This window comes from Kitasatospora papulosa, assembly GCF_000717245.1.
Taxonomy (GTDB): Bacteria; Actinomycetota; Actinomycetes; order Streptomycetales; family Streptomycetaceae; genus Streptomyces; species Streptomyces papulosus.
Genome location: NZ_JNYQ01000021.1, coordinates 15,365 through 34,777, shown reverse-complemented (window position 1 = coordinate 34,777; position 19,413 = coordinate 15,365). Strand labels below are relative to the sequence as shown.

Here is a 19,413-nt window from a genome sequence, read left to right as displayed (position 1 = left end):
GCCCTCGGTCCCCGCCCGGCATGGTTCAGCGCACGTCCTTCAACTCACCGTCCGCGGTGAGTTGCAACGTCCCGGTCAGGGCCTGTTCACAGCCGTCTTCCGCCTGTTGCAGAGTGACTGTTCGTGCGGCGTTCAGGACCGGCGTGCCCGAATCGTCCGACAGCCGAAGTGTCACCTGCGGTGTCCGGTCGTCAAAGCTCTCCGGAAGATCCAGCGAGACATGCGCCTGGTCGCCGTACGCCTGCAATGCACCCGTCGTGCAGACTTGTGCGGCGCACAACCGGTACGTGGTGGCCGCGTCGTAGGGCAGGGATTCGGCCCGCCAGGACACGCCGACCCGCGGGATGAGATCGAGCGCTGGGCAGGGTTCCGGACGCCCGCCGCACGCAGTGAGCGTAGCCAGGGCGGCAAATGTGATCCCGGCGCAGCGCAGTGCGCGGGTCACCGCTTCTTCACCAGGCCGGGCAGTGCGTCCTCGGCCGGCTTGATGTCGGTGCAGAGAATCTCGCGGTCCTCTGCCTTGGAGCAGGCGATCGCGGTTCCGAACCCGACGGGTGAGCATGTAGGGCTTGCCTTCATTGGTCCACGGGAAACGAGGGATGATCGATCTGAACGGCTGCCGCAGCCTTGAAGGGCGCGACGTCCTGGTAGCGCCGGCCGAGTGCATCGGTGACCTTGTCATTGCCCGCAGGGATGTGGCGAAGAGTCGTGTGCTACCGGCTTGAGAGGCGGCCAACCGCCCACGCTACGTGCTACTTCTCCTCCGGCTCCCAGGCACGGAGCAGGTCGAGAAGCCCCACGTCTCCGTCCACGTGCAAGGAGTCGGCCTGGATCCGGTCGTACAGGTAGAGGACCAGCTCACTGGCCGTGCCATGGACAGAGGCGCCGGCTACGTCCGAGTCCTCGCCGGTCGCGGCGGCGGGCGCGGGGATACGGGTGATACGTGCGCCGTCGCCGTCGACGGTGAGGCGCCAGGAGCGGCCCTCGGCGGAGTGGAAGTCGAAGGCCGTCGGCTTGTGCGGCCAGGCACTCGGCGTTGCGCACACGGTGAACAGGAACTCCTCCACACCGTCGAGTGCCAGCTCTACCGGCAGCGGCTGCGGGACGCCCCCGGCAAGCTGGGCGTCGTAGGTGTGCACCGCGGTCTCCTGGACCCGGTGCCGGGCGGTGCCGCCAGCGGTCTGCGGTGACTGCGACGCGGGCCACCACGTCCAGCAACCGCTCTCCGGTCCCGCCGCGCGCAGGGCCCCCAGCAGAAGCTGCGTCGACGCGTCCAGCCAGGCGATCAGGGCCTCGCGCTCCCGCGGCACCTCCGTCGCCGCGCGCGCGGCGACGGCTTCGGCCGGGGGTGCGTCGGCGGACCCCGCCCCGACGATGGCGGCCCAGAAGCGGTCTCCCCCGCCCAGGTGCTTCACCAGATCGAACAGCGTCCACCCAGGACAGGTCGGCACCTGCGCGTCGAGGTCGGGCGCGGCGGCGACCACGGCGCGGAAGGCGGTCGACCGTTCATCGATCAGTCGCAACAGGTCGGGGAAGTCAAGATTCTTTTCCACGCCGGTTGTTCTACCACCGTGCTCCGGTGATGGGACAGCGCTTTTCACCGTCGCCGTCGGCTCGCCACTGCGGACGTCCTCGTCTCCCACCGCGGCGACGGCGTTGTCGCCCGGCTTCCGGCCCGTGATGGACGGCCAGGACAGGCCGTTCAGCACGGCGCCTCCGAGTTCGCTGCCGAGTTGGCGGGTGAGCAGATATGGGTTGGCGACGGTTGCGATCGCTCAGACATGCATGTCCGGTGTGCCGCGAACTGCATACGCCGGCAGGCGGGCTTCCTTCAGGTAGGCCGGGGAGAGCGAGAGCCCGAAGCGCTGCTCGATGACGCCGAGGGTGCGCCGGTAGGCATCCGTGTAGTGCTCGGTTTCGGGGGCGCCGCGCGTCTTCCCATCGGGCTGCAGCACGTGCCCGCTGATGAGGTCAGGAAGCAGGAGGTCAGGCTCCCGGCCCCAGCGCCATACTTCCTCGCGCAGCCCGAAGCCACACACTTCCACGCCGTCCCGAGCATAGAAAACTGTGGCCGGCGGGTGCTCTTGCATCGGCACGTAGTGGACAGCCTCGATGCCCTTTTGGGAGATCTCTGCCAAACGGTCTCCGCCGGTAGAGTCCCCGTACTCCAGAGCGAACGCCCAGCCCTCCTGCTCTCCGACGCGTACGACACCGTCACCGTCCTCGCCTGGTCGGTACCACTCACCGAGGCCCCAGGCTTCGGCGTCGGTGATCGGCTCGGTCGCGGCGTCCCGATCGCCTCCCATGCGCACCGCCAGCTCCTGCGCGGATATCTTGCGTGCGAACACCACGCTGGACATCCAGTGCTCCAGATCGACCAGCCACCGAATCCCGTCGCGCACGTCTTCGCCCCTCCCCAGAAGCAAGTGATCGTCGGGTGCACCCTATGCAGCGGCACTGACAAGGCGACCCGGCCGAGCAGCGCCAAGTGATCACGCCGTCAGCCAGGAAGCACCGGAAACGGACATGGACTTACGAACTGAAGAGGTCTGTACGGCGTCGCGCCGTGCCGCGTACAGCGCTCGCACCTGTCCGCACCATCGCCGGCCCCCTCCCCACCATGGCGTGAAGTAGGGTGACGAGCCGTACGGAGGGAGCGTGTGCGTTGCTAGGTCGGGTCACCATGGCAGATGTTGCCCAGGCGGCCGGAGTGTCCTCCGCAACCGTCTCCTACGTCATCTCGGGGAAGCGGCCGGTCGCCGAGCACACCAGGCGCGTGGTCGAGAAGGCGATCGCCGATCTGGGCTTCAGCGTGAACACGGTGGCGCGAAGTCTGCGCACCGGGCGTTCGAGCATCGTGGCATTGGTCGTGCCTGATCTCTCCAATCCCTTCTTCGCTCAGTTGGCAGCCTCCCTGCAGGAGGAACTGCGTGTTCTCGGCCTGCACGTCATGGTCTGCGACACGAAGGCCGACCGGGAGGAGGAACGCGCGTTCCTGCGGGAGGCCGTCCAGCAGAGGTTCGCGGGGGTCGTGATCACGCCGTTCCGGCTGGTGGCGAAGGACTTCCTCGTCCTGTCCGAGGCGGGCATTCCCGCGGTCGTCAGCGCTGACCTTCCCTTCGGGGACAACGACCTGGTGACGCCGGACGCGCGGGCCGCCATACGCGCGGCGCTGACCGAGGTGACGGAGGCCGGCCGGCGACACATCGCCATGGTCGCCGGCCCGCGGGACGCGACCGGCGGCGATCCTCGGCTCAATCTGCTGCGGTCCCTGGCCGCCCAGTTCGGGACCGCGCTGCCAGGTCGGCTGGTCGTGCGCGGTGAGCACACCCGGGAGGCCGGAGCGGTGGGTTTCGAGCGCCTCATGCGCATCAGACCCCGCCCCGACGCCGTCTTCTGCGCGAACGACGTCGTGGCGATCGGCGCGATGGACAAGGCGGAGGAACTGGGCATCGACATCCCGGGTGACGTGGCCTTGATCGGCCACGACGACGCCTCGTTCGCGTCGCTGGTTCGTCCTCGGCTCACGACGGTCAGATACCCGGCCGCCGACGTGGGAAAGGCCGCGGCGCGGCTCCTCATCGAGCGCCTCGACGGTCGGTCCGTGAGAAGGACCGTGCACGTCAAGGCGGAGTTCATCTCGCGCGGAACCGTCCGAACAGGACCGTGAGCCGTGAGCCGTGTGCCGCCCGGGCTCGGGCGGTGGTCGCGGTGCTCCGATTCCCCTCCGGCTCCGGATGGCGACACGAAGAAGTGGCGCCGCTGCGCACCGCCTGATGCGTAATCGATTACGTCTCCCGATGCGAACACGTGACGCGCCACGGAAGATCGTCCATACATGCAGGTCAGAGCCGCATTTCTCTCGCCTCGGCCACCTCCCGTCACATCACGGAACGGTCGCTTTACGCACCGAAGTTCGCCAGAACTGTTGACTTCTGTTGACCCCTGTTGTGAAGGTGACGCGTTCGCCTCACTCGGGCGTCACGTCCCTCGGCTCAGGGAGCACCCTCATGGCAGTTCACAAGCGCGTTTCGATCGTCAGGCGTGGCCTGATCGGTGGCATGGCTCTCACCCTCACGGCGCTGACCGCCTGCGGTGGTGGCGGCTCCGAGGACGGGTCCGGCTCGGCTGCGGGCGCAGCCTGTGAGCCGTCCTCGGGAAAGGTCACGCTCGACTACTGGTCCTGGGTGCCCGGCATGCAGAAGGCCGTCGACGTCTGGAACGGCGAGAACCCCGACATCCAGGTCACGCTCAAGACCACGCCGTCCGGAAACGCGGGCACGTACCAGAACCTGTCGAACGCGCTGAAGGCCGACAAGGCTCCCGACCTCGGCCAGATCGAGTACGACTCGCTGGCCAGCTTCCGGCTCAAGGGCGGGCTGGCTGACATCGCGAAGTGTGCCGGTGTCACGGAAGCCGAGCCGAAGTTCGTCGACTGGACCTGGTCCCAGGTCGACTTCGGGGCCGACGGCAAGGACGGTGTCTGGGCGGTGCCTCAGGACACCGGTCCGATGGCCCTGTTCTACCGCAAGGACATCTTCGACAAGCTCGGTCTGACCGCGCCCACGACCTGGGAGGAGTACGCCGCCGACGCCCGGAAGATCAAGGCGGCGAAGAAGGGGCAGTACATCACCCACTTCTCGCAGACCGACCCGAACTGGTTCACCGGACTGCTGTGGCAGAACAAGGCCACCATGTTCGAGCGCGACGGCGAGAACTGGAAGGTGAGCGTCGACCGGCCCGAGAGCCGCCAGGTGGCCGACTACTGGCAGAAGCTCATCGACGAGAAGCTCGTCGCCACCGACCTCCAGGGCTTCTCCCCCGCGCTGTACAAGGCGTGGAACGACGACGAGGTCGTCACCTGGATCAGTGCCGCCTGGGGTTACAGCACCATCCGCGACAACGCGAAGTCGACTGCGGGCAAGTGGGCCGTCGCCCCGATGCCGCAGTGGGAGAAGGGCCGGAAGCAGGCGGGCAACTGGGGCGGTTCGACCACCGCGGTCCTGGCCGGCAGCAAGCACCCGGCCGAAGCCGCGAAGTTCGCGCTGTGGCTGAACTCCGACGCGAAGGCGCTGGAGATCCTCAACCGCGAGGGCGGTCTCTACCCGGCGGCGAAGGACGGGCTGACGATGCCGGCCCTCCAGCAGCCCGTCGACTTCTACGGCAAGCAGGAGATCTTCGACGTCTTCGCGGAGGCATCGGCCGACGTAGACACCGAGTTCACCTGGGGGCCGACCATGACCGACACCTACCGCTTCCTCAGCGACGGCACCGCGAAGGCCACCGGAGGCGGGAGCACCCTCGGGGACGTACTGAAGGACACGGACGCCCAGAGCGCGGATTCGCTGCGCAAGCAGTCCCTCAAGGTCACCGACTGACCCTGCCGCCGCTCTCCTTGCCGCCACCCCGCTCCGCCGGTACGGCCCAACCCGAAGGTCACCCGTGACGCCCACCCGCACAGTGGCGAGCAGCCGGACCCCGGTGACGGCGGCGCCCCGCCGCCGTCACACCGCTCCGCTCGCGTTCCTCGCCCCCTTCCTGATCCCGTTCGTACTGTTCACCCTCGTCCCCGTCGGCTACGCCTTCTGGCAGAGCCTGCACAAGACCGAGCGCACGGGTGGCACCTTCGGCCGCACCGAGACGGTCTTCGCCGGGTTCCAGCAGTACGCCGACGTCATGTCCGAGCCGTTCTTCATGGAAAGCCTGCTCCGCGTGGCGCTCTTCGCGCTGGTGCAGATCCCCGTGATGATCGCGCTCGCCCTCACCCTGGCCCTGCTGCTCGACTCGGCGGTCGCCCGCCTCAAGCGGTTCTTCCGGCTGGTGTACTTCGTGCCGTACGGCATTCCCGGCGTCGTCGCCGCGCTGATGTGGGCGTTCCTCTACGACCCGCGTCTGTCCCCCGTTGTCGACGTGCTCCGCTCGGTGCACCTCGACGTCGATCTTCTCGGCCCCGACGCCATCCTCTGGTCGATCGGGAACGTCGTCACCTGGACGTACACCGGCTACAACATGCTGATCATGTACGCGGCGCTGCAGGCCGTGCCCGCCGATCTCAGCGAGGCCGCGCGGGTGGACGGGGCCGGGCCGTGGACGATCGCCCTGCGTATCAAGGTGCCGGTCATCCGGCCGGCCCTCGTGCTGACCGGGGTGTTCTCGCTCATCGGCACGTTCCAGCTGTTCACCGAACCGCAGGTCTTCCGCGCCATCTCGACCAGCGTCACCAGCACGTACACGCCGAATCTGGCCGCGTACTCGCTCGCGGCGGGCGACCACTACAGCGAGGCCGCCGCGCTGTCGGTGCTGCTCGCCGTGGCCACCTTCGCGCTGTCCTTCCTGTTCCTCCGTTTCACTGCCAGGAGGCAGGGATGACCCTCCTCACCCGTACCGAGGGCGCGCACGCCCCCTCGCCGGTACGCCCTCGCCGCGCGCCGCGCCTGTCGACCGTGCCGGTGTTCGTGTTCATGGTCCTGGTCGCCGGTTACATGCTGCTGCCCGTCTACTGGCTGCTCGTCTCGGCGACCAAGAGCCAGAGCGACCTCGTCGACACGCCCGGTCTGCTCCCCGCCGAGTGGCATCTGGGCGACAACCTCAGCGCGCTCCTCACCCAGCAGGACGGCGTGTACGTGCGCTGGCTCGTCAACAGCCTGGCGTACGCCGGCGCCGGGGCGGCGGTCGGCACACTGCTCGCCGCCATGGCCGGATACGCCCTGGCCGTCTACGAGTTCAAGGGGCGGGAGGCGGTCTTCTCGGTCATTCTCGGCGGAGTCCTGGTCCCCGCCACCGCGCTCGCGCTGCCGCTGTTCCTGCTGTTCGCGGAGGTGGACGCCACCAACACGTTCTGGTCGGTGTTCCTGCCCAGCATCGTCAGCCCGTTCGGGGTCTATCTGTCCCGTATCTTCGCCGCGGCCTCCATACCCGGGGAGGTCGTCGAGGCGGCCCGTATCGACGGGGCCGGGGAGTGGACGATCTTCCGGAGCATCGCCCTGCGCATGATGTCGCCGGCGCTGGTGACGGTCCTCCTCTTCCAGTTCGTCGTCATCTGGAACAACTTCCTGCTCCCGCTGATCATGCTCCAGGACGAGCGGCTGTACCCCGTCACCCTGGGCCTGTTCACCTGGCAGTCGCAGACCAGCCGGGCACCGGAGCTCCAGACGCTGACCCTGGTCGGCGCGCTCGTCTCCGTCGTCCCCATCGTGATCACCTTCCTGCTGCTCCAGCGCTACTGGCGCGCGGGTCTCGCCGCCGGTGCGGTGAAGTCATGACCGACCCCTGGAACGCGCTCGCGGAACGTCTCGGCGGGATCGCCTACGGGGGCGACTACAACCCGGAGCAGTGGCCGCAGGACGTGTGGCACGAGGACGTACGCCTCATGCGCGAGGCCGGCGTCAACCTCGTCACCGTCGGGGTGTTCTCCTGGTCCCGGTTCGAACCCCGCCCCGGCACGTACGACTGGACCCTCCTCGACACGGTCCTCGACCTGTTGCACACCCACGGCATCGCGGTCGACCTCGCCACCCCCACCGCCGCTCCCCCGCCGTGGTTCAGCAAGGCCCACCCGACCTCGCTGCCCCGGACCGCCTCGGGCACCCGGCTCACCCACGGCAGCCGGCAGGCGTTCTGCCCCAGCAGCCCGGACTATGCCCGCGCAGCCGACGCCGTCGTCACCGCGCTGGCGACCCGGTACGCCTGCCACCCGGCCGTCGTCATGTGGCACGTCCACAACGAGTGGGGCAATCACAACGCCCTCTGCTACTGCGACGCCAGCGCCGCCGCCTTCCGCACCTGGCTGCGCGACCGGTACGGGACCCTCGACGAGCTCAACGAGCTCTGGGGCACCGACTTCTGGGGCCAGCGGTACGGCGACTGGGAGGAGATCGACCCGCCGCGCGAGACCACCGCCTTCCGTAACCCGGGCCAGGAGCTGGACTACCGCCGTTTCTCCTCCGACGCCCTGCTCGCCCGGCACCGTGCGGAAACCGCTCTGCTGCGGGAGCTGGCGCCCGGCATCCCGGTCACGACCAACCTCCTCGGCACACTGGAGAAGAAGGTGGACGGGCACTCCTTCGCCCGGCACTCCGACATCGTCTCCATCGACCACTACCTCGTCGCCGCGGACCCCTCCAACCACATCGATCTGGCGCTCAACGCCGACCTCGCCCGCGGCATGGCCGGCGGCCGCCCCTGGCTGCTGATGGAGCACTCCACCTCCGCGGTCAACTGGCAGCCCGTCAACGTTCCCAAGGGCCCGGGCGAGATGCGCCGCAACAGCCTCACCCACCTGGCGCGCGGCGCCGACGGCATCATGTTCTTCCAGTGGCGGCAGTCCCGTGCCGGAGCGGAGAAGTGGCACTCCGCGATGCTTCCGCACGGCGGCACGGCGGCCCGCACCTGGGGCGAGGTCACCGGCCTCGGCGCGGAGATCGCCGGCCTGGCCGAGGTCCGGGGCACCCGGGTGCGGGCGAGCGTGGCGCTGCTCTTCGACTGGCATGCCTGGTGGGCACTGGAGCTGGAGGCCCGCCCCTCCGAGCGCCTGCGCTATCTGGACACGGTCCGGCAGTGGTACGTGGCGCTGTGGGACCTCGGCGTCACCTGCGACCTCGTGGCACCCGACGCCGATCTGACGTCCTACGCGGCCGTCGTCGCCCCCAGCCTCTATCTGGTCTCCGCCGCGGACGCCGAGGCACTGCACACCTACGTGCGCGGCGGCGGTCACGCCGTGTTCGGCCCGTTCAGCGGCGCCGTGGACGCCTACGACCGGATGCACCCCGGGGCCCACCCCGGCGCGTTCCGCGACCTCCTGGGCCTCGTCGTCGACGAGTACATCCCCCTGCGGGAGGACGAGTCGGTGCTGCTGTCCGACGGCTCCCGCGCACGGCTGTGGACCGAGCGTGTCGAGTCGCGCGGCTGCACCGTCCGGCTGCGGTTCGCGGACGGCCCCGACGGCGGCCCCGTCCCCGGCGGTCCCGCGGTGACCCGGAACTCCTACGGTGACGGCGCCGGCTGGTACGCGGCCGCCACGCTGCCGGCGCCCGCCCTGCGCGACCTTATCGACGCCGTGTGCCGGGAAGCCGGAGCGGCCCCCGCGGCGTCCGTACCCGCCGGGGTCGAAGCGGTACGCCGAGCGGCTGACGACCGCTCGTACCTCTTCCTCATCAACCACACGGGTGAGGATGTGAGCGTGCCTCTCGACGGCCGTACACGACTCGACGGCTCGGTGCCGCCGGGGCCCGTGGTCGTCCCGGCAGGAGATGTCGTCGTCCTGCGGGAAGGCGGCACCGCAGAGCAACCCGCCCGTCCACACCGCGAGGAAGACCGCTGATGCCCCACATCGAGATCGACCGCCCGTCGGGGACCGTGCTGCTCCGCGCCTCCGACACCAGCTACGTCCTGCGGGTCGACACGGCGACCGGGACCGTGCGCACGCTCCACTGGGGGGCCTCCCTCTCCCTCGACGACGCCCGCTCGCTGCTGGAGCCGGACCCCGCTACGGACAGTTTCCGCAGCCCCCTGGACGGCACGGAGGAACTGGCGGTCGACGGACAGGTGCGGTTCGCCCCGCCCGCACTCGATGTGCGGTACGGGGACGGGACCAGCGCGGTCGAGCCCGTCGTGGACGGCTACGACGTCCGGCGGGACGGCGACAGCTCGGAGCTGTCCGTCAGGCTCCGCGACCACGGCCGCCCGCTCGCGTGGACGCTGCACTACCGCGTCCGGCAGGACTGCCCGGTGATCGAACGCTGGACCGTGTTCCGGCACACGGGCCCCGGGCCGGCGGAGCCCGGCGAGGAGCCGGCGCTCTCGCTCGTACGGCATTCGGCCGCCCAGTGGAATCTGCCGGTCCTGCCCGCGTACCGGATGAGTTCCGTGCACGGGCAGTGGGCGGGCGAGTTCCAGCTGCGGCGGACCCCGCTCGCCGTAGGCGAGACGACGGTCAGCAGCCGGCGTGGTCACACGGGTCACCAGAGCAACCCCTGGCTCGCCCTCGACGCCGGGGACGCCACCGAGGAGACGGGCGAGGTCTGGACGGTCGCCCTCGCCACCGCGGGAAGCTGGCGGATGACGGCGGTGCGGTCCGCGGAGGGCCGGTGCGGGGTGCTGGGCGGCAGCGGTCACGAGGGCGTGGAGATCACCCTCGCGCCCGGCGCGAGCTGGACCACTCCCGTGAGCACCGGCCTGTACGCGCCAGGGGGGTTCGGCGGAGCGTCCCGGGCGTACCACTCCTACGTACGGCGATACGTGCTGCCCGCCCCCGACGAACCACGCCCCGTGCTCTACAACTCCTGGGAGGCGACGGCCTTCGACGTCACCTTCGACGGGCAGCGGGAACTGGCGGACCTGGCCGCGCGCGTCGGGGCCGAGCTGTTCGTGGTCGACGACGGATGGTTCGGGGCCCGCGACAGCGACCGCGCGGGTCTCGGCGACTGGACCCCTCGGCCGGGCGCCTTCCCCGACGGGCTGCGCCCGCTCGCCGACCACGTCCACGGGCTGGGCATGCGGTTCGGGCTGTGGGTGGAGCCGGAGATGGTCAATCCCGACAGCGATCTGTTCCGCGCGCACCCGGAGTGGGTGCTGCACCTGCCCGACCGCACCGCCCACACCCTGCGCAACCAGCTGGTGCTCGACTTCTCGCGGCCCGAGGTGACGGACTGGGCGCTCACCTGGCTGCTGCGCACCGTCGACGCGTTCGCTGTGGACTTCCTCAAGTGGGACTTCAACCGGTCGTTCACGGAGGCGGGTTCCGCCGGTCGCCACCCCGACGGACGCAGGGTGTTCGTCGGGCACGCCCTCGGGGCGCACGAGGTCATGGACCGGCTGCGGGCCGCGCGGCCGGCGCTGCGGATCGAGACCTGCTCGGGCGGCGGCGGACGCGTCGACCTGGCGAGCCTGGCCCGCACCGATCAGGCGTGGACGTCGGACAACACGGACGCGGTCGACCGGCTGGGCATCCAGTACGGCTTCTCGCAGCTCTATCCCGCGCAGGTGATGGGCGCCTGGGTGACGGACAGCCCGAACCCGATCACCCTGCGGACCGTGCCCCTCCGCTTCCGCCTGCACAGCGCGATGGCCGGGGCGCTCGGTATCGGCGGCGACCTGACGCGCTGGCCGGAGGCGGAACTGGACGAGACGGCGGCGTACGTAGCCCTGTACAAGACGGTGCGGTCCACCGTCCAGACCGGCCGGCAGTACAGGCTGGGCTCCCCGGCGGACAGTTCCCACGCCGTGCAGTACGTGGCGCGCGACGGCGACGAGTCCGTGGTCTTCCAGTGGCGGGCAGGGCCCGAGGAACGCGCGGCGTTGCCCCGCCTGCGGCTGCGCGGCCTTGTTCCCGAGGCCGTGTACCGCGTCGACGACGACAGCGAGATCACGCGTGCGGGCACCGTGCGCAGCGGTGCCGCGCTGATGGCGCACGGACTGTCGGCTCAGCTCCCGCGGGGCGGTTACGCGAGCAGGATGCTGACGCTGCGCCGGGAAGGGTGACATCGCGGACAGCGGCAGTTCCACCATGGAGCAGGCAGTCGGTCTGCGACCGGCAGCCCTGCCCCGGCATACCCGGCTCATGGCGTCGGCTGTCGGTCAGTGGAGGATGAGTCGCCAACGCTCGGCCCACAGCAGCCGCTGACCGTCCTGGACGCGTACCTGGACACGGTCTTCTTCCACCTGCCGAACGGTGCCGTAGAGCGTGGCGCCGGGGAGATCCACCCTGACGACGTCGTGGACCTCCAGATCGCCCTCGACCGGCCGGTTCCACATGTGCGTGCACTGCTCGCAGAGGTAGCCGACCACATCGCGCCCCTCGACCGTCATCGGGGAGCCCGGACGGACCGCTTCGACGAGGCACCGGGGACATGGGTCAGCGGTGTGCGGTCCTACTGATCGGGACATGACCCGATCCTGCTGCACGGCCGTGCGGCACGGCAACCTCGGATCAGCCGGCATCAACGGCAGCAGGAACAGACATCGACCGACGAACGTCCCTCCGAGAAGTCGAGCGGTACACGCCGATCGTTTTGGCAGGGGAAGGAACAGCGGCCCGCCGTCGCCGTCACCGCTGCCCTTTTGTCTCTACGTCCGGCCGTCGTCAAAAGGGACGCTCGCTCTGGCGCGGTATCGATCCCTGCGCCCCCACCTACCGAAGAGGGACGGCGATGTCCGACCACACCGAAAGCGTCTACCGCGTCGTGCTCAACGACGAGGAGCAGTACTCGATCTGGCAGGCCGACCGCGAACTGCCCGCGGGCTGGCGGGCCGAAGGGACCGAGGGCACCAAGCAGGAGTGCCTGGAGCACATCGGCCGGGTGTGGACGGACATGCGTCCCGCCAGTCTGCGCCGCCGGATGGAGAGCGATGCCGCCGGGGCGGCGGGCGGTCAGGGCGGACGACAGAGCATCCCGGTCTGATCCGCCTACCGACACCGAGGGGAAACCCGGCGATGAACTCCGTCTCCCAGCCGAGATACAGGCCGGCGCCCGTAGCGCGGGCGGACCAGGAAGCCATACCACCCGACGCCACCGATCCGTCCGGACCCGCGCCCACCGCGTACGGCGCTGACCGCACCGGGGCACTGTCCGCCGTCGGCGGGACACCTCTGGTGAAATTGACCCGGCTGCTGCCCGGTGCCCGGTTCCGGGTCTGGGCCAAGCTGGAGTCGGTCAGTCCCGGCGGCAGCATCAAGGACCGGTCCGCCTACACCATGCTGAGCCACGCGGTCGCCACCGGCGCGGTGGTGCCCGGCACCGGCACCGTGGTCGAGTCCAGCTCCGGAAACCTCGGTGTCGGCATGGCGCAGATGTGCCGTGCCATGGATCTCAGGTTCATCTGTGTGGTGGACCCGCGGACCAATCCGCAGAACATCGCGATCATGCGAGCGCTCGGTGCCGAGGTGCACACCGTCGACGAAGGCGACCCCGTCACCGGTGAGTTCCAGCCGGTGCGGATCGCGCGGGTGCGGGAGCTGGTCGCGGCGGTGCCCGGGGCGTACTGGCCCAACCAGTACGCCAACCCCCGCAACGCCTGGGCACACCGGATCACCATGACGGAGATCGTGGAGGACCTGGGCCAGGCACCCGACTACCTGTTCTGCACGATCAGCTCCTCCGGCACCCTGCGTGGCTGCGGTGACCTGATCCGCGACCACCGGCTTCCCACCCGGGTGATCACCGTGGACGCCGAGGGCAGTGCGATCTTCCGGCCGCCGACCGCTCGCCGGCTGATCCCCGGTCATGGTGCGGCAGTGCGCCCACCGCTCTACCGGGGCGGTCTCGCCGACGAGGTGGTGCACGTCAGCGATCTGGACAGCCTGGTGGGCTGCCGCCGCCTGGCGCTACGCGAGGGGCTGCTGCTGGGCGGCTCGTCAGGCGCGGTGGCCACGGCCCTGGAACGGCTGAGCGGACGCATTCCGGACGGCTCCTCGTGCGTGCTGCTGATGCCGGACCGCGGCGAACGCTATCTGAACACGATCTACGACGACGGGTGGGTGAAGGCTCAGTTCGGCGAGGTCACCCACCTGTGGAAGGACGAGGTGGCCGACGTGGCCGACACCAGCGAGATGACCGAGGTGGCACCGTGCTGACGCTCGGCAACGGAGACGTCCGGCGGCTTCTGGACGGCAGGGAGCGGGAGGTGCTGGACGCTGTACGGGAGGCGTATCTGCGCCATGCCGACGAGGAGACGTCGCTGCCCCACTCGGTGTTCCTCCGCTTCCCGGACGACACCCGCAACCGGATCATCGGGCTGCCGGCCTATCTGGGCGGGCCGGAGCCCCTGGCCGGAATGAAGTGGATCGCCTCCTTCCCCGGCAATGTCGCCGACGGCCTGGAGCGCGCCTCCGCCGCGATCATCGTCAACTCCACGCGTACCGGACAGCCGGTGGCTCTGGTCGAGGGCTCCACCATCTCAGCCCGGCGCACTGCGGCGAGCGCCGCGCTCGCCGCCGCCAGCCTCCCGGCCGAGGGCGGTCAGGAGACCGGTGTCGCGCTGATCGGCTGCGGTGTGATCAACTTCGAGGTTCTTCGCTTCCTGTTGGTGGTACGGCCCGAGCTGACCGACGTCACCGTCTTCGATCTGGACGCCGGCCGGGCAGAGGAGTTCCGGGAGCGCTGCGCCTCGGAGTTCGGCGGGGCCGGACGAGTCGTGCGTGTGGCGGACAGCGCCGAGGAAGCGCTGGGCACGCACCGGCTGGTGAGCCTGGCGACCACGGCCACCGTGCCGCACCTGGACCTGCGCGCGTGTCGTCCCGGCACCCTGGTACTGCACGTCTCGCTGCGGGACGTCACGGTGGAAGGCGTGCTGGACGCGGTGAACGTGGTGGACGACCCCGACCACGTCTGCCGGGCCGCCACCTCCGTGCACCTGGCGGAGACCCGGTCGGGCAGCCGGTCCTTCATCGACAGCACCCTCGGGGAGCTCCTGCGGAAGACGGACGCGGGCCACCGCGACCCGCGACGCATCACGCTGTTCTCGCCGTTCGGACTCGGTGTGCTGGACCTGGCGCTGGCCGGGCTGGTGCTCCGCCGGGCCCGTGCAGCGGGTGTGGGCACCGAGATCACCGGCTTCCTGCCGGAGCCCCGGGCGACCGGTTCCGGCTGAGCGGGCAGCCCTTCTCGTCCGGTGCCCCAGGTGGGGCGCCGGACGAGAAGATCTATGGGGAACGGCCCCCCATATTTCGCCTGCGCGTCCCCACCTCGGTCCGAAAACCGCTCCCGGGCAGGTCAGCACGGGGTTGGAGGACCGGTCGGACGAGAGCGGCCTGGAAGGGGAACAACCGGTTCTGCCCGACGCGTCCGCCCGGGCGTAGGGCGGCGAAGACTCCGGTGGACGGGCAGGGGGCGGGGTACGGCACAAATCTGGGTGCCGCGCACCGATGTCCCGCGTGGCCGCGGCCACGATGCTCGGTGGTGCCGGCGAGAGCCGGCACGAACCGAGGAGGATCCATGAGGAATCCGGTGCGGGTGAGCGTCATCGCTCTGGACCCGGTGCTGGAGGCCGGCACTCTGAGCGCGCTGGACGGCTTCGCGGAGGTACGGCCTGTCGTCGGGGAGCAACGGCCCGATGTGACGGTGGTCGTGGTCGACCGGGTGGCCGAACCGGTCTTGGACCTGCTGCGTCGCACCCGGGCCGCCGAGCACCGTCCGGAGGTCGTCCTGGTCGCCACCGAACTGGGCCCGGTGGAGGCACTGCACGCCATCGCCACAGGGGCCCGGGGCCTGCTGCGCCGCCGTGAGACCAGTGGTCCGCGCCTGGCCCACGCCGTCCTGGCCGCGGCCGGCGGTGACTGCGCGGTGCCGCCCGATCTGCTGGACGGGCTCCTGGAGCAGCGCGCGGAGGGCGCCGACCCGGGCGTCGCCGACTCCTGGGGTGCCGCGGGGCTCAGCGAAAGGGAGCGCGCGGTGTTGCGGCTGGTCGCCGACGGACATGAGACCAGCGCGATAGCGGACGAACTCTGCTATTCGGTGCGGACGGTGACCACGGTCCTGCACAACGTGACGCAGCGGTTCCGGCTGAAGAACCGCGCCCACGCGGTCGCCTACGTGCTGCGGGCGGGTCTGCTGTGAGCCCCGCGAGACTGCCCGGCCACCACGTCCCGGGGATCCCCGCGTCCTACGGCCCCGCACCGGTACGCGTCCATGTGCGCGCCGCCAACGACGGCCTGCGCCGGTCCTGGCACCAGCGGCTCACCAGGGCCGGTATCCCGCTCGCGGAGGACTCGCAGCCGGGCCCCGGGGTCGTGCTGCTGGCCGCCGGCCGCACCGTGGACGAGGCGGTGGATTCCTGCTCGCCTCCGGACGACCCGGACCGCCGAGGGTTTCTGGTGGCAGCCCAGTTGGTCTCCCCCGACAGCGTGCTGCGCGCCGTGCGGGTGGGGGCCCGGACCATCCTGCGCACCGCCGACGCCCACCCGGAGCAGCTGGTGGCCGCCGTGCACTCCGCGCACCACGGTGACGGCCGGGTGCCCTACGGCGTCCTGGTACGTCTGCTGGGCACCGCACAGCGGCCCGTGGCGCCGGCCCCCGGCGTCCCCCGTGCGCAGCAGGCGGTTGCTCCGCTCACGCCGCGCCAGACCGTGGTACTCACCCTGGTCGCCGAGGGCCATGGCAACGCGGTGATCGCCCGAGCGCTGTCCTGCTCGGAGCACACCGTCAAGAACGTCATCTACGAGCTGATGGCCCGGCTCCAGGTGCGCAACCGCGCTCACGCGGTGGCACGCGCCGTGCGGGCCGGTCTCATCTGACCGGCCCGCGCCTCCGCCCGGTGGCCTGAGGAAGGGCGCCGGGCCGGCGCCCTTCCCGGGTCCTCGGGCCGGTTCTCAGTTCCCGGGACGGAGGAGGTCGCCCCGGACGGTGCCGCTGCCCGGTACCGGCTCGGCAAGGTCCGAACCGGTCAGCGACACCTGCCGGTTGTGCTGGTCCACATGGACCACGCAGGGCACGAGCGCCTTGGCCTCGGCGTCCGCCACGGAGGCGTACGAGATGATGATGACGAGATCGCCCGGCTGCACCAGGCGGGCCGCCGCTCCGTTGATCCCGATGACGCCGCTGCCGCGTTCCCCGGAGATCACATAGGTCTCCAGCCGGGCGCCGTTCGTGATGTCGACGATCTGGACCTGCTCGCCGGGGAGCAGGTCGGCGGCGTCCATCAGGTCCTCGTCGATCGTCAGCGATCCGACGTAGTGCAGATCGGCCTGGGTGACGGTGGCACGGTGGATCTTGGACTTGAACATGGTGCGGAACATGGCGTGGTCTCCTGCGTGTGTCGGGCGGGGGCGGGGATGGGGGCGGTCGTCTCAGTGTGAGTCGGCGGCGGTCGTGGGGACCGCCCGGGACTCGGCGGGGGCCGGACCTGCCGGGTCGTTGATCGCGGTCATGGTCGCCCGGCGTACCGGGCGGGCAAGGGTGGCGGCCAGCGCCATCAGCACCATCCACCCGGCCAGGACCGTCGCCGCGGCCCGTACCCCGAAGGCGTCCAGGAGCAGGCCGCCGACGAGGGCGCCCAGCGGCAGGGCGCCGTTGGCCAGCAGGCTGGATGCGCTGAGCACCCGGCCTCGCAGATCGTCGGGGGTGACGGTCAGCTGGTAGCTGCCCACCGCCACGTTCCAGATGGGTCCGACGAACCACATGGCGGTGTAGGCGATCGCTGCAGGCCAGAGCCCGCCGCTGAAGGCCAGCACGCACATCAGCAGCGCCCAGACCCAGTTGGCGCCGATGACCAGGGCGTTCAGCCTCAGGGTGCGTCCGAACCAGCCTGCGACCAGGGAACCGAGCATGCCGCAGCCGCCGGCCACGCCGATGAGCAGGCCGATCGCGGCCGGGCCGGCGCCCTCCTCGGCGAGCAGCACGATCATCACCAGGAAGAGGGCGCGGAAGAGCAGGTTGCTGCCGGCCACCAGGAGCGCGGTGGTCCGCAGCAGGGGCCGCCGCCACAGCCAGGTGAGCCCTTCGGCCATCCGGCCCGCCTGCCGCAGGGCGCGGTCACGACGGCTGCCCGTCGCGGCGTCGCCGCCCGGGCCGTTCCCGGCCGGCGCGGGTTCGCCGGGACGTGCCGCCTGGAATTCCTTCCGGATGCCCAGCAGCGTCGCCAGCGACACCAGATAGGCCAAGGTCTCCAGCACGAACGGCACCGCCCGGCCGAGGCCGAACAGGATGCCGCCCAACGGGGTCCCGATCATGGTGGCGGCCCGGCCGCGCGCCTCGTTCCCCGCGAGTGCCGCCGACAGCTGGCTGCGGTGCACCACGTTGGGCACCGCCGCGGTGGAGGCGAGGCCGTTGAGCACCGTGAGGGTGCCCTCCACGAAGCCGACCACCATCACGTGCGCCAGCCGCAGTTCACCGGCGAGCAGCGCCAGCACCACCGTGGCCGCGCCGGCCGCCCGCAGCCCGTCGCACCAGATCATCACCCGTCTGCGGTTCCAGCTGTCGACCAGGACCCCGGCCGGAAGCTGGAAGAGCAGGGCGGGCAGCAGGACGACGAAGCCGACCACCCCGGCGGCGGAAGGCGAGCCCGTCACCGCGAGCACCAGCAGCGGATAGGCCACCGTGGAGGCCGTGGAGCCGATGATCGCCACCGCCGAACCGCTCCACAACAACATGAAATCCCGGTTGCGCCGCAGTGGCGGCGGCGCGGGAACGACACCCGCGTCCTCGGCGACCCTGCTCATGGACATGCTCTCCACTCAGACATGGGGAATCCTTTCGACAACCGCACACGATGCCCGGCACACCGGTTGGACGGCCGAGCGCACGGTGCCGCCAGCGTGCCCGGCGAGCGACGGGCGGCCCAGGGAAGGACGCGCAGAAAGGCGCGCACCTGCCGTGCCGACGACTCCGCCGGATGTTCTCTGCCCGACGGGGAGTGGTGCGCCGACCCTGACGGGTATGACTGCGAACCCTTCAGCGCTGTTCGCGCCGGCGGCCGGCGGGCCTCGGGCGTCCGGACAGACGCTGCCCCATCTGATGACCGCCGCAACCGGCAAGGACTCCCCGGCCGACCAGCTGACCGCCGCCCGCCAGGAGATCCGCGCCCGGCTGCGCGAGCACGGCGCCGTCCTGCTGCGCGGCTTCGGCCACGACGGGGTGGACGGCTTCGAGCAGACGGTCCGCACCATCGGTGGCGAGCCGCTGACGTACGCCGAGCGCTCCTCTCCCCGGTCCACCATCAAGGGCCAGGTGTACACCTCGACCGACTATCCGCCTTCGGAGGAGATCTTCCTGCACAACGAGAACTCCTACCAGGCCACCTGGCCGCTGACCCTGTTCTTCTCCTGCGTGACCCCGCCCGACACTCTCGGCTCCACCCCGCTCGCCGACACCCGGCGGGTGCTGGCCGCCATCGCCCCGGAGGTCCGGGAGGAGTTCGCCGCCCGCGGCTGGATGGTGGTGCGCAACTTCACGGACGGATTCGGCGTCCCGTGGCAGCACGCCTTCAACACCGAGGACCGGGCCCAGGTGGAGGCCTACTGCGCGCGCAACGGGGTCGTCGCCGAGTGGACCGCCGGAGGCCTGCGGACGCGCGCCCGCCGCGAGGCGGTGCATCACCACCCGGTGACCGGGGAGCGGGTGTGGTTCAACCACCTGACGTTCTTCCATGTCACCACGCTGGGGCCCGATCTCTGCGCCGCGCTGCGGGAGATGTACGACGAGCCGGACCTGCCGACCAACACGTACTACGGCGACGGCGCCCCGGTCCCGGACGAGGTGGTGAGCCATCTGAGGGACTGCTACCGCGCCGAACAGCGGCGCTTCGACTGGCAGCAGGGAGACGTGCTGGTCGTGGACAACATGCTCGCCGCGCACGCCCGGGAGCCGTTCACCGGCCCTCGGAAGATCGCCGTCGCCATGGCCGAGCCCTCCAGCGGACCGGTCGAGCGGGGCTGACCCTCCGTCCGTTCCCGTATACCTACCGCCCCATCACCACATGCCC

Annotated in this window: 19 protein-coding genes; 12 read left to right on the top strand and 7 right to left on the bottom strand. The window is 70.6% G+C overall.

The window, feature by feature from the left end; translation table 11 throughout:
- Positions 1-25: 25 nt before the first annotated feature.
- The 4 genes from IA22_RS0131620 to IA22_RS0131605 form a co-directional block, all read right to left on the bottom strand.
- On the bottom strand, positions 26-445 hold the full coding sequence (locus IA22_RS0131620; RefSeq protein WP_030125578.1) for a hypothetical protein: 420 nt from the start codon (positions 443-445) through the stop codon (positions 26-28).
- Positions 442-579, bottom strand: a complete 138-nt coding sequence (locus tag IA22_RS36880; protein ID WP_157840946.1) for a hypothetical protein — start codon at positions 577-579, stop codon at positions 442-444. Before IA22_RS36880 ends, IA22_RS0131620 begins: the two co-directional genes overlap by 4 nt.
- Before the next feature lie 173 nt (positions 580-752).
- A complete protein-coding gene (locus IA22_RS0131610) occupies positions 753-1,553 on the bottom strand; it encodes a maleylpyruvate isomerase family mycothiol-dependent enzyme (RefSeq protein ID WP_030125577.1) in 801 nt (266 codons plus the stop codon).
- Positions 1,554-1,775: 222 nt separating this feature from the next.
- Positions 1,776-2,402 carry a DUF6461 domain-containing protein gene (locus IA22_RS0131605; protein ID WP_030125576.1) on the bottom strand — a complete coding sequence of 209 codons (627 nt, stop codon included), beginning with the start codon at positions 2,400-2,402 and terminating at the stop codon, positions 1,776-1,778.
- 281 nt (positions 2,403-2,683) lie between these two features.
- Between IA22_RS0131605 and IA22_RS0131600 the strand changes: the two genes are divergently transcribed.
- From IA22_RS0131600 to IA22_RS0131575, 6 genes are all read left to right on the top strand, one after another.
- Positions 2,684-3,670, top strand: coding sequence for a LacI family DNA-binding transcriptional regulator (locus tag IA22_RS0131600; protein ID WP_014152215.1), 987 nt, complete (start codon positions 2,684-2,686; stop codon positions 3,668-3,670).
- A 340-nt stretch (positions 3,671-4,010) separates the two neighbouring features.
- Positions 4,011-5,378: an ABC transporter substrate-binding protein gene (locus tag IA22_RS0131595; RefSeq protein WP_030125575.1), complete on the top strand. Its 1,368-nt coding sequence runs from the start codon at positions 4,011-4,013 to the stop codon at positions 5,376-5,378.
- 64 nt (positions 5,379-5,442) lie between these two features.
- Positions 5,443-6,369 carry a carbohydrate ABC transporter permease gene (locus IA22_RS0131590; RefSeq protein ID WP_014152217.1) on the top strand — a complete coding sequence of 309 codons (927 nt, stop codon included), beginning with the start codon at positions 5,443-5,445 and terminating at the stop codon, positions 6,367-6,369.
- Complete coding sequence (locus IA22_RS0131585) at positions 6,366-7,262, top strand: carbohydrate ABC transporter permease (RefSeq protein ID WP_030125574.1); 897 nt, start codon at positions 6,366-6,368, stop codon at positions 7,260-7,262. The genes IA22_RS0131590 and IA22_RS0131585 overlap by 4 nt, the downstream gene beginning before the upstream one ends.
- Complete coding sequence (locus tag IA22_RS0131580) at positions 7,259-9,319, top strand: beta-galactosidase (RefSeq protein ID WP_030125573.1); 2,061 nt, start codon at positions 7,259-7,261, stop codon at positions 9,317-9,319. Before IA22_RS0131585 ends, IA22_RS0131580 begins: the two co-directional genes overlap by 4 nt.
- Entirely contained in the window at positions 9,319-11,478 is a 2,160-nt protein-coding gene (locus IA22_RS0131575; RefSeq protein WP_030125572.1) for an alpha-galactosidase, read from the top strand. Before IA22_RS0131580 ends, IA22_RS0131575 begins: the two co-directional genes overlap by 1 nt.
- Before the next feature lie 96 nt (positions 11,479-11,574).
- On the opposite strand, the gene IA22_RS34425 is transcribed toward IA22_RS0131575, so the two are convergent.
- Positions 11,575-11,883 (bottom strand): hypothetical protein, encoded by a 309-nt coding sequence (locus tag IA22_RS34425; protein ID WP_030125571.1) that lies wholly within the window; start codon positions 11,881-11,883, stop codon positions 11,575-11,577.
- Positions 11,884-12,146: 263 nt separating this feature from the next.
- Here IA22_RS34425 and IA22_RS0131565 point away from each other — a divergent pair, with 263 nt between their 5' ends.
- From IA22_RS0131565 to IA22_RS0131545, 5 genes are all read left to right on the top strand, one after another.
- Complete coding sequence (locus IA22_RS0131565; RefSeq protein WP_014152222.1) at positions 12,147-12,398, top strand: MbtH family protein; 252 nt, start codon at positions 12,147-12,149, stop codon at positions 12,396-12,398.
- Positions 12,399-12,430: 32 nt separating this feature from the next.
- On the top strand, positions 12,431-13,570 hold the full coding sequence (gene sbnA, locus IA22_RS0131560; protein WP_038273205.1) for a 2,3-diaminopropionate biosynthesis protein SbnA: 1,140 nt from the start codon (positions 12,431-12,433) through the stop codon (positions 13,568-13,570).
- Entirely contained in the window at positions 13,564-14,586 is a 1,023-nt protein-coding gene (gene sbnB / locus IA22_RS0131555) for a 2,3-diaminopropionate biosynthesis protein SbnB (RefSeq protein ID WP_030125569.1), read from the top strand. Before sbnA ends, sbnB begins: the two co-directional genes overlap by 7 nt.
- A 344-nt stretch (positions 14,587-14,930) precedes the next feature.
- Positions 14,931-15,551: a helix-turn-helix transcriptional regulator gene (locus tag IA22_RS0131550; protein ID WP_015580244.1), complete on the top strand. Its 621-nt coding sequence runs from the start codon at positions 14,931-14,933 to the stop codon at positions 15,549-15,551.
- Entirely contained in the window at positions 15,548-16,228 is a 681-nt protein-coding gene (locus IA22_RS0131545) for a response regulator transcription factor (RefSeq protein WP_014152226.1), read from the top strand. Before IA22_RS0131550 ends, IA22_RS0131545 begins: the two co-directional genes overlap by 4 nt.
- A gap of 75 nt (positions 16,229-16,303) precedes the next feature.
- Here IA22_RS0131545 and panD read toward each other — a convergent pair whose 3' ends face one another.
- Positions 16,304-16,729, bottom strand: coding sequence for an aspartate 1-decarboxylase (gene panD, locus IA22_RS0131540; RefSeq protein ID WP_014152227.1), 426 nt, complete (start codon positions 16,727-16,729; stop codon positions 16,304-16,306).
- Between the two features lie 51 nt (positions 16,730-16,780).
- On the bottom strand, positions 16,781-18,151 hold the full coding sequence (locus tag IA22_RS0131535) for an MFS transporter (RefSeq protein ID WP_030125567.1): 1,371 nt from the start codon (positions 18,149-18,151) through the stop codon (positions 16,781-16,783).
- A 295-nt stretch (positions 18,152-18,446) separates the two neighbouring features.
- Here IA22_RS0131535 and IA22_RS0131530 point away from each other — a divergent pair, with 295 nt between their 5' ends.
- Positions 18,447-19,367: a TauD/TfdA family dioxygenase gene (locus IA22_RS0131530; protein ID WP_030125566.1), complete on the top strand. Its 921-nt coding sequence runs from the start codon at positions 18,447-18,449 to the stop codon at positions 19,365-19,367.
- The last annotated feature ends 46 nt before the right edge of the window (positions 19,368-19,413 follow it).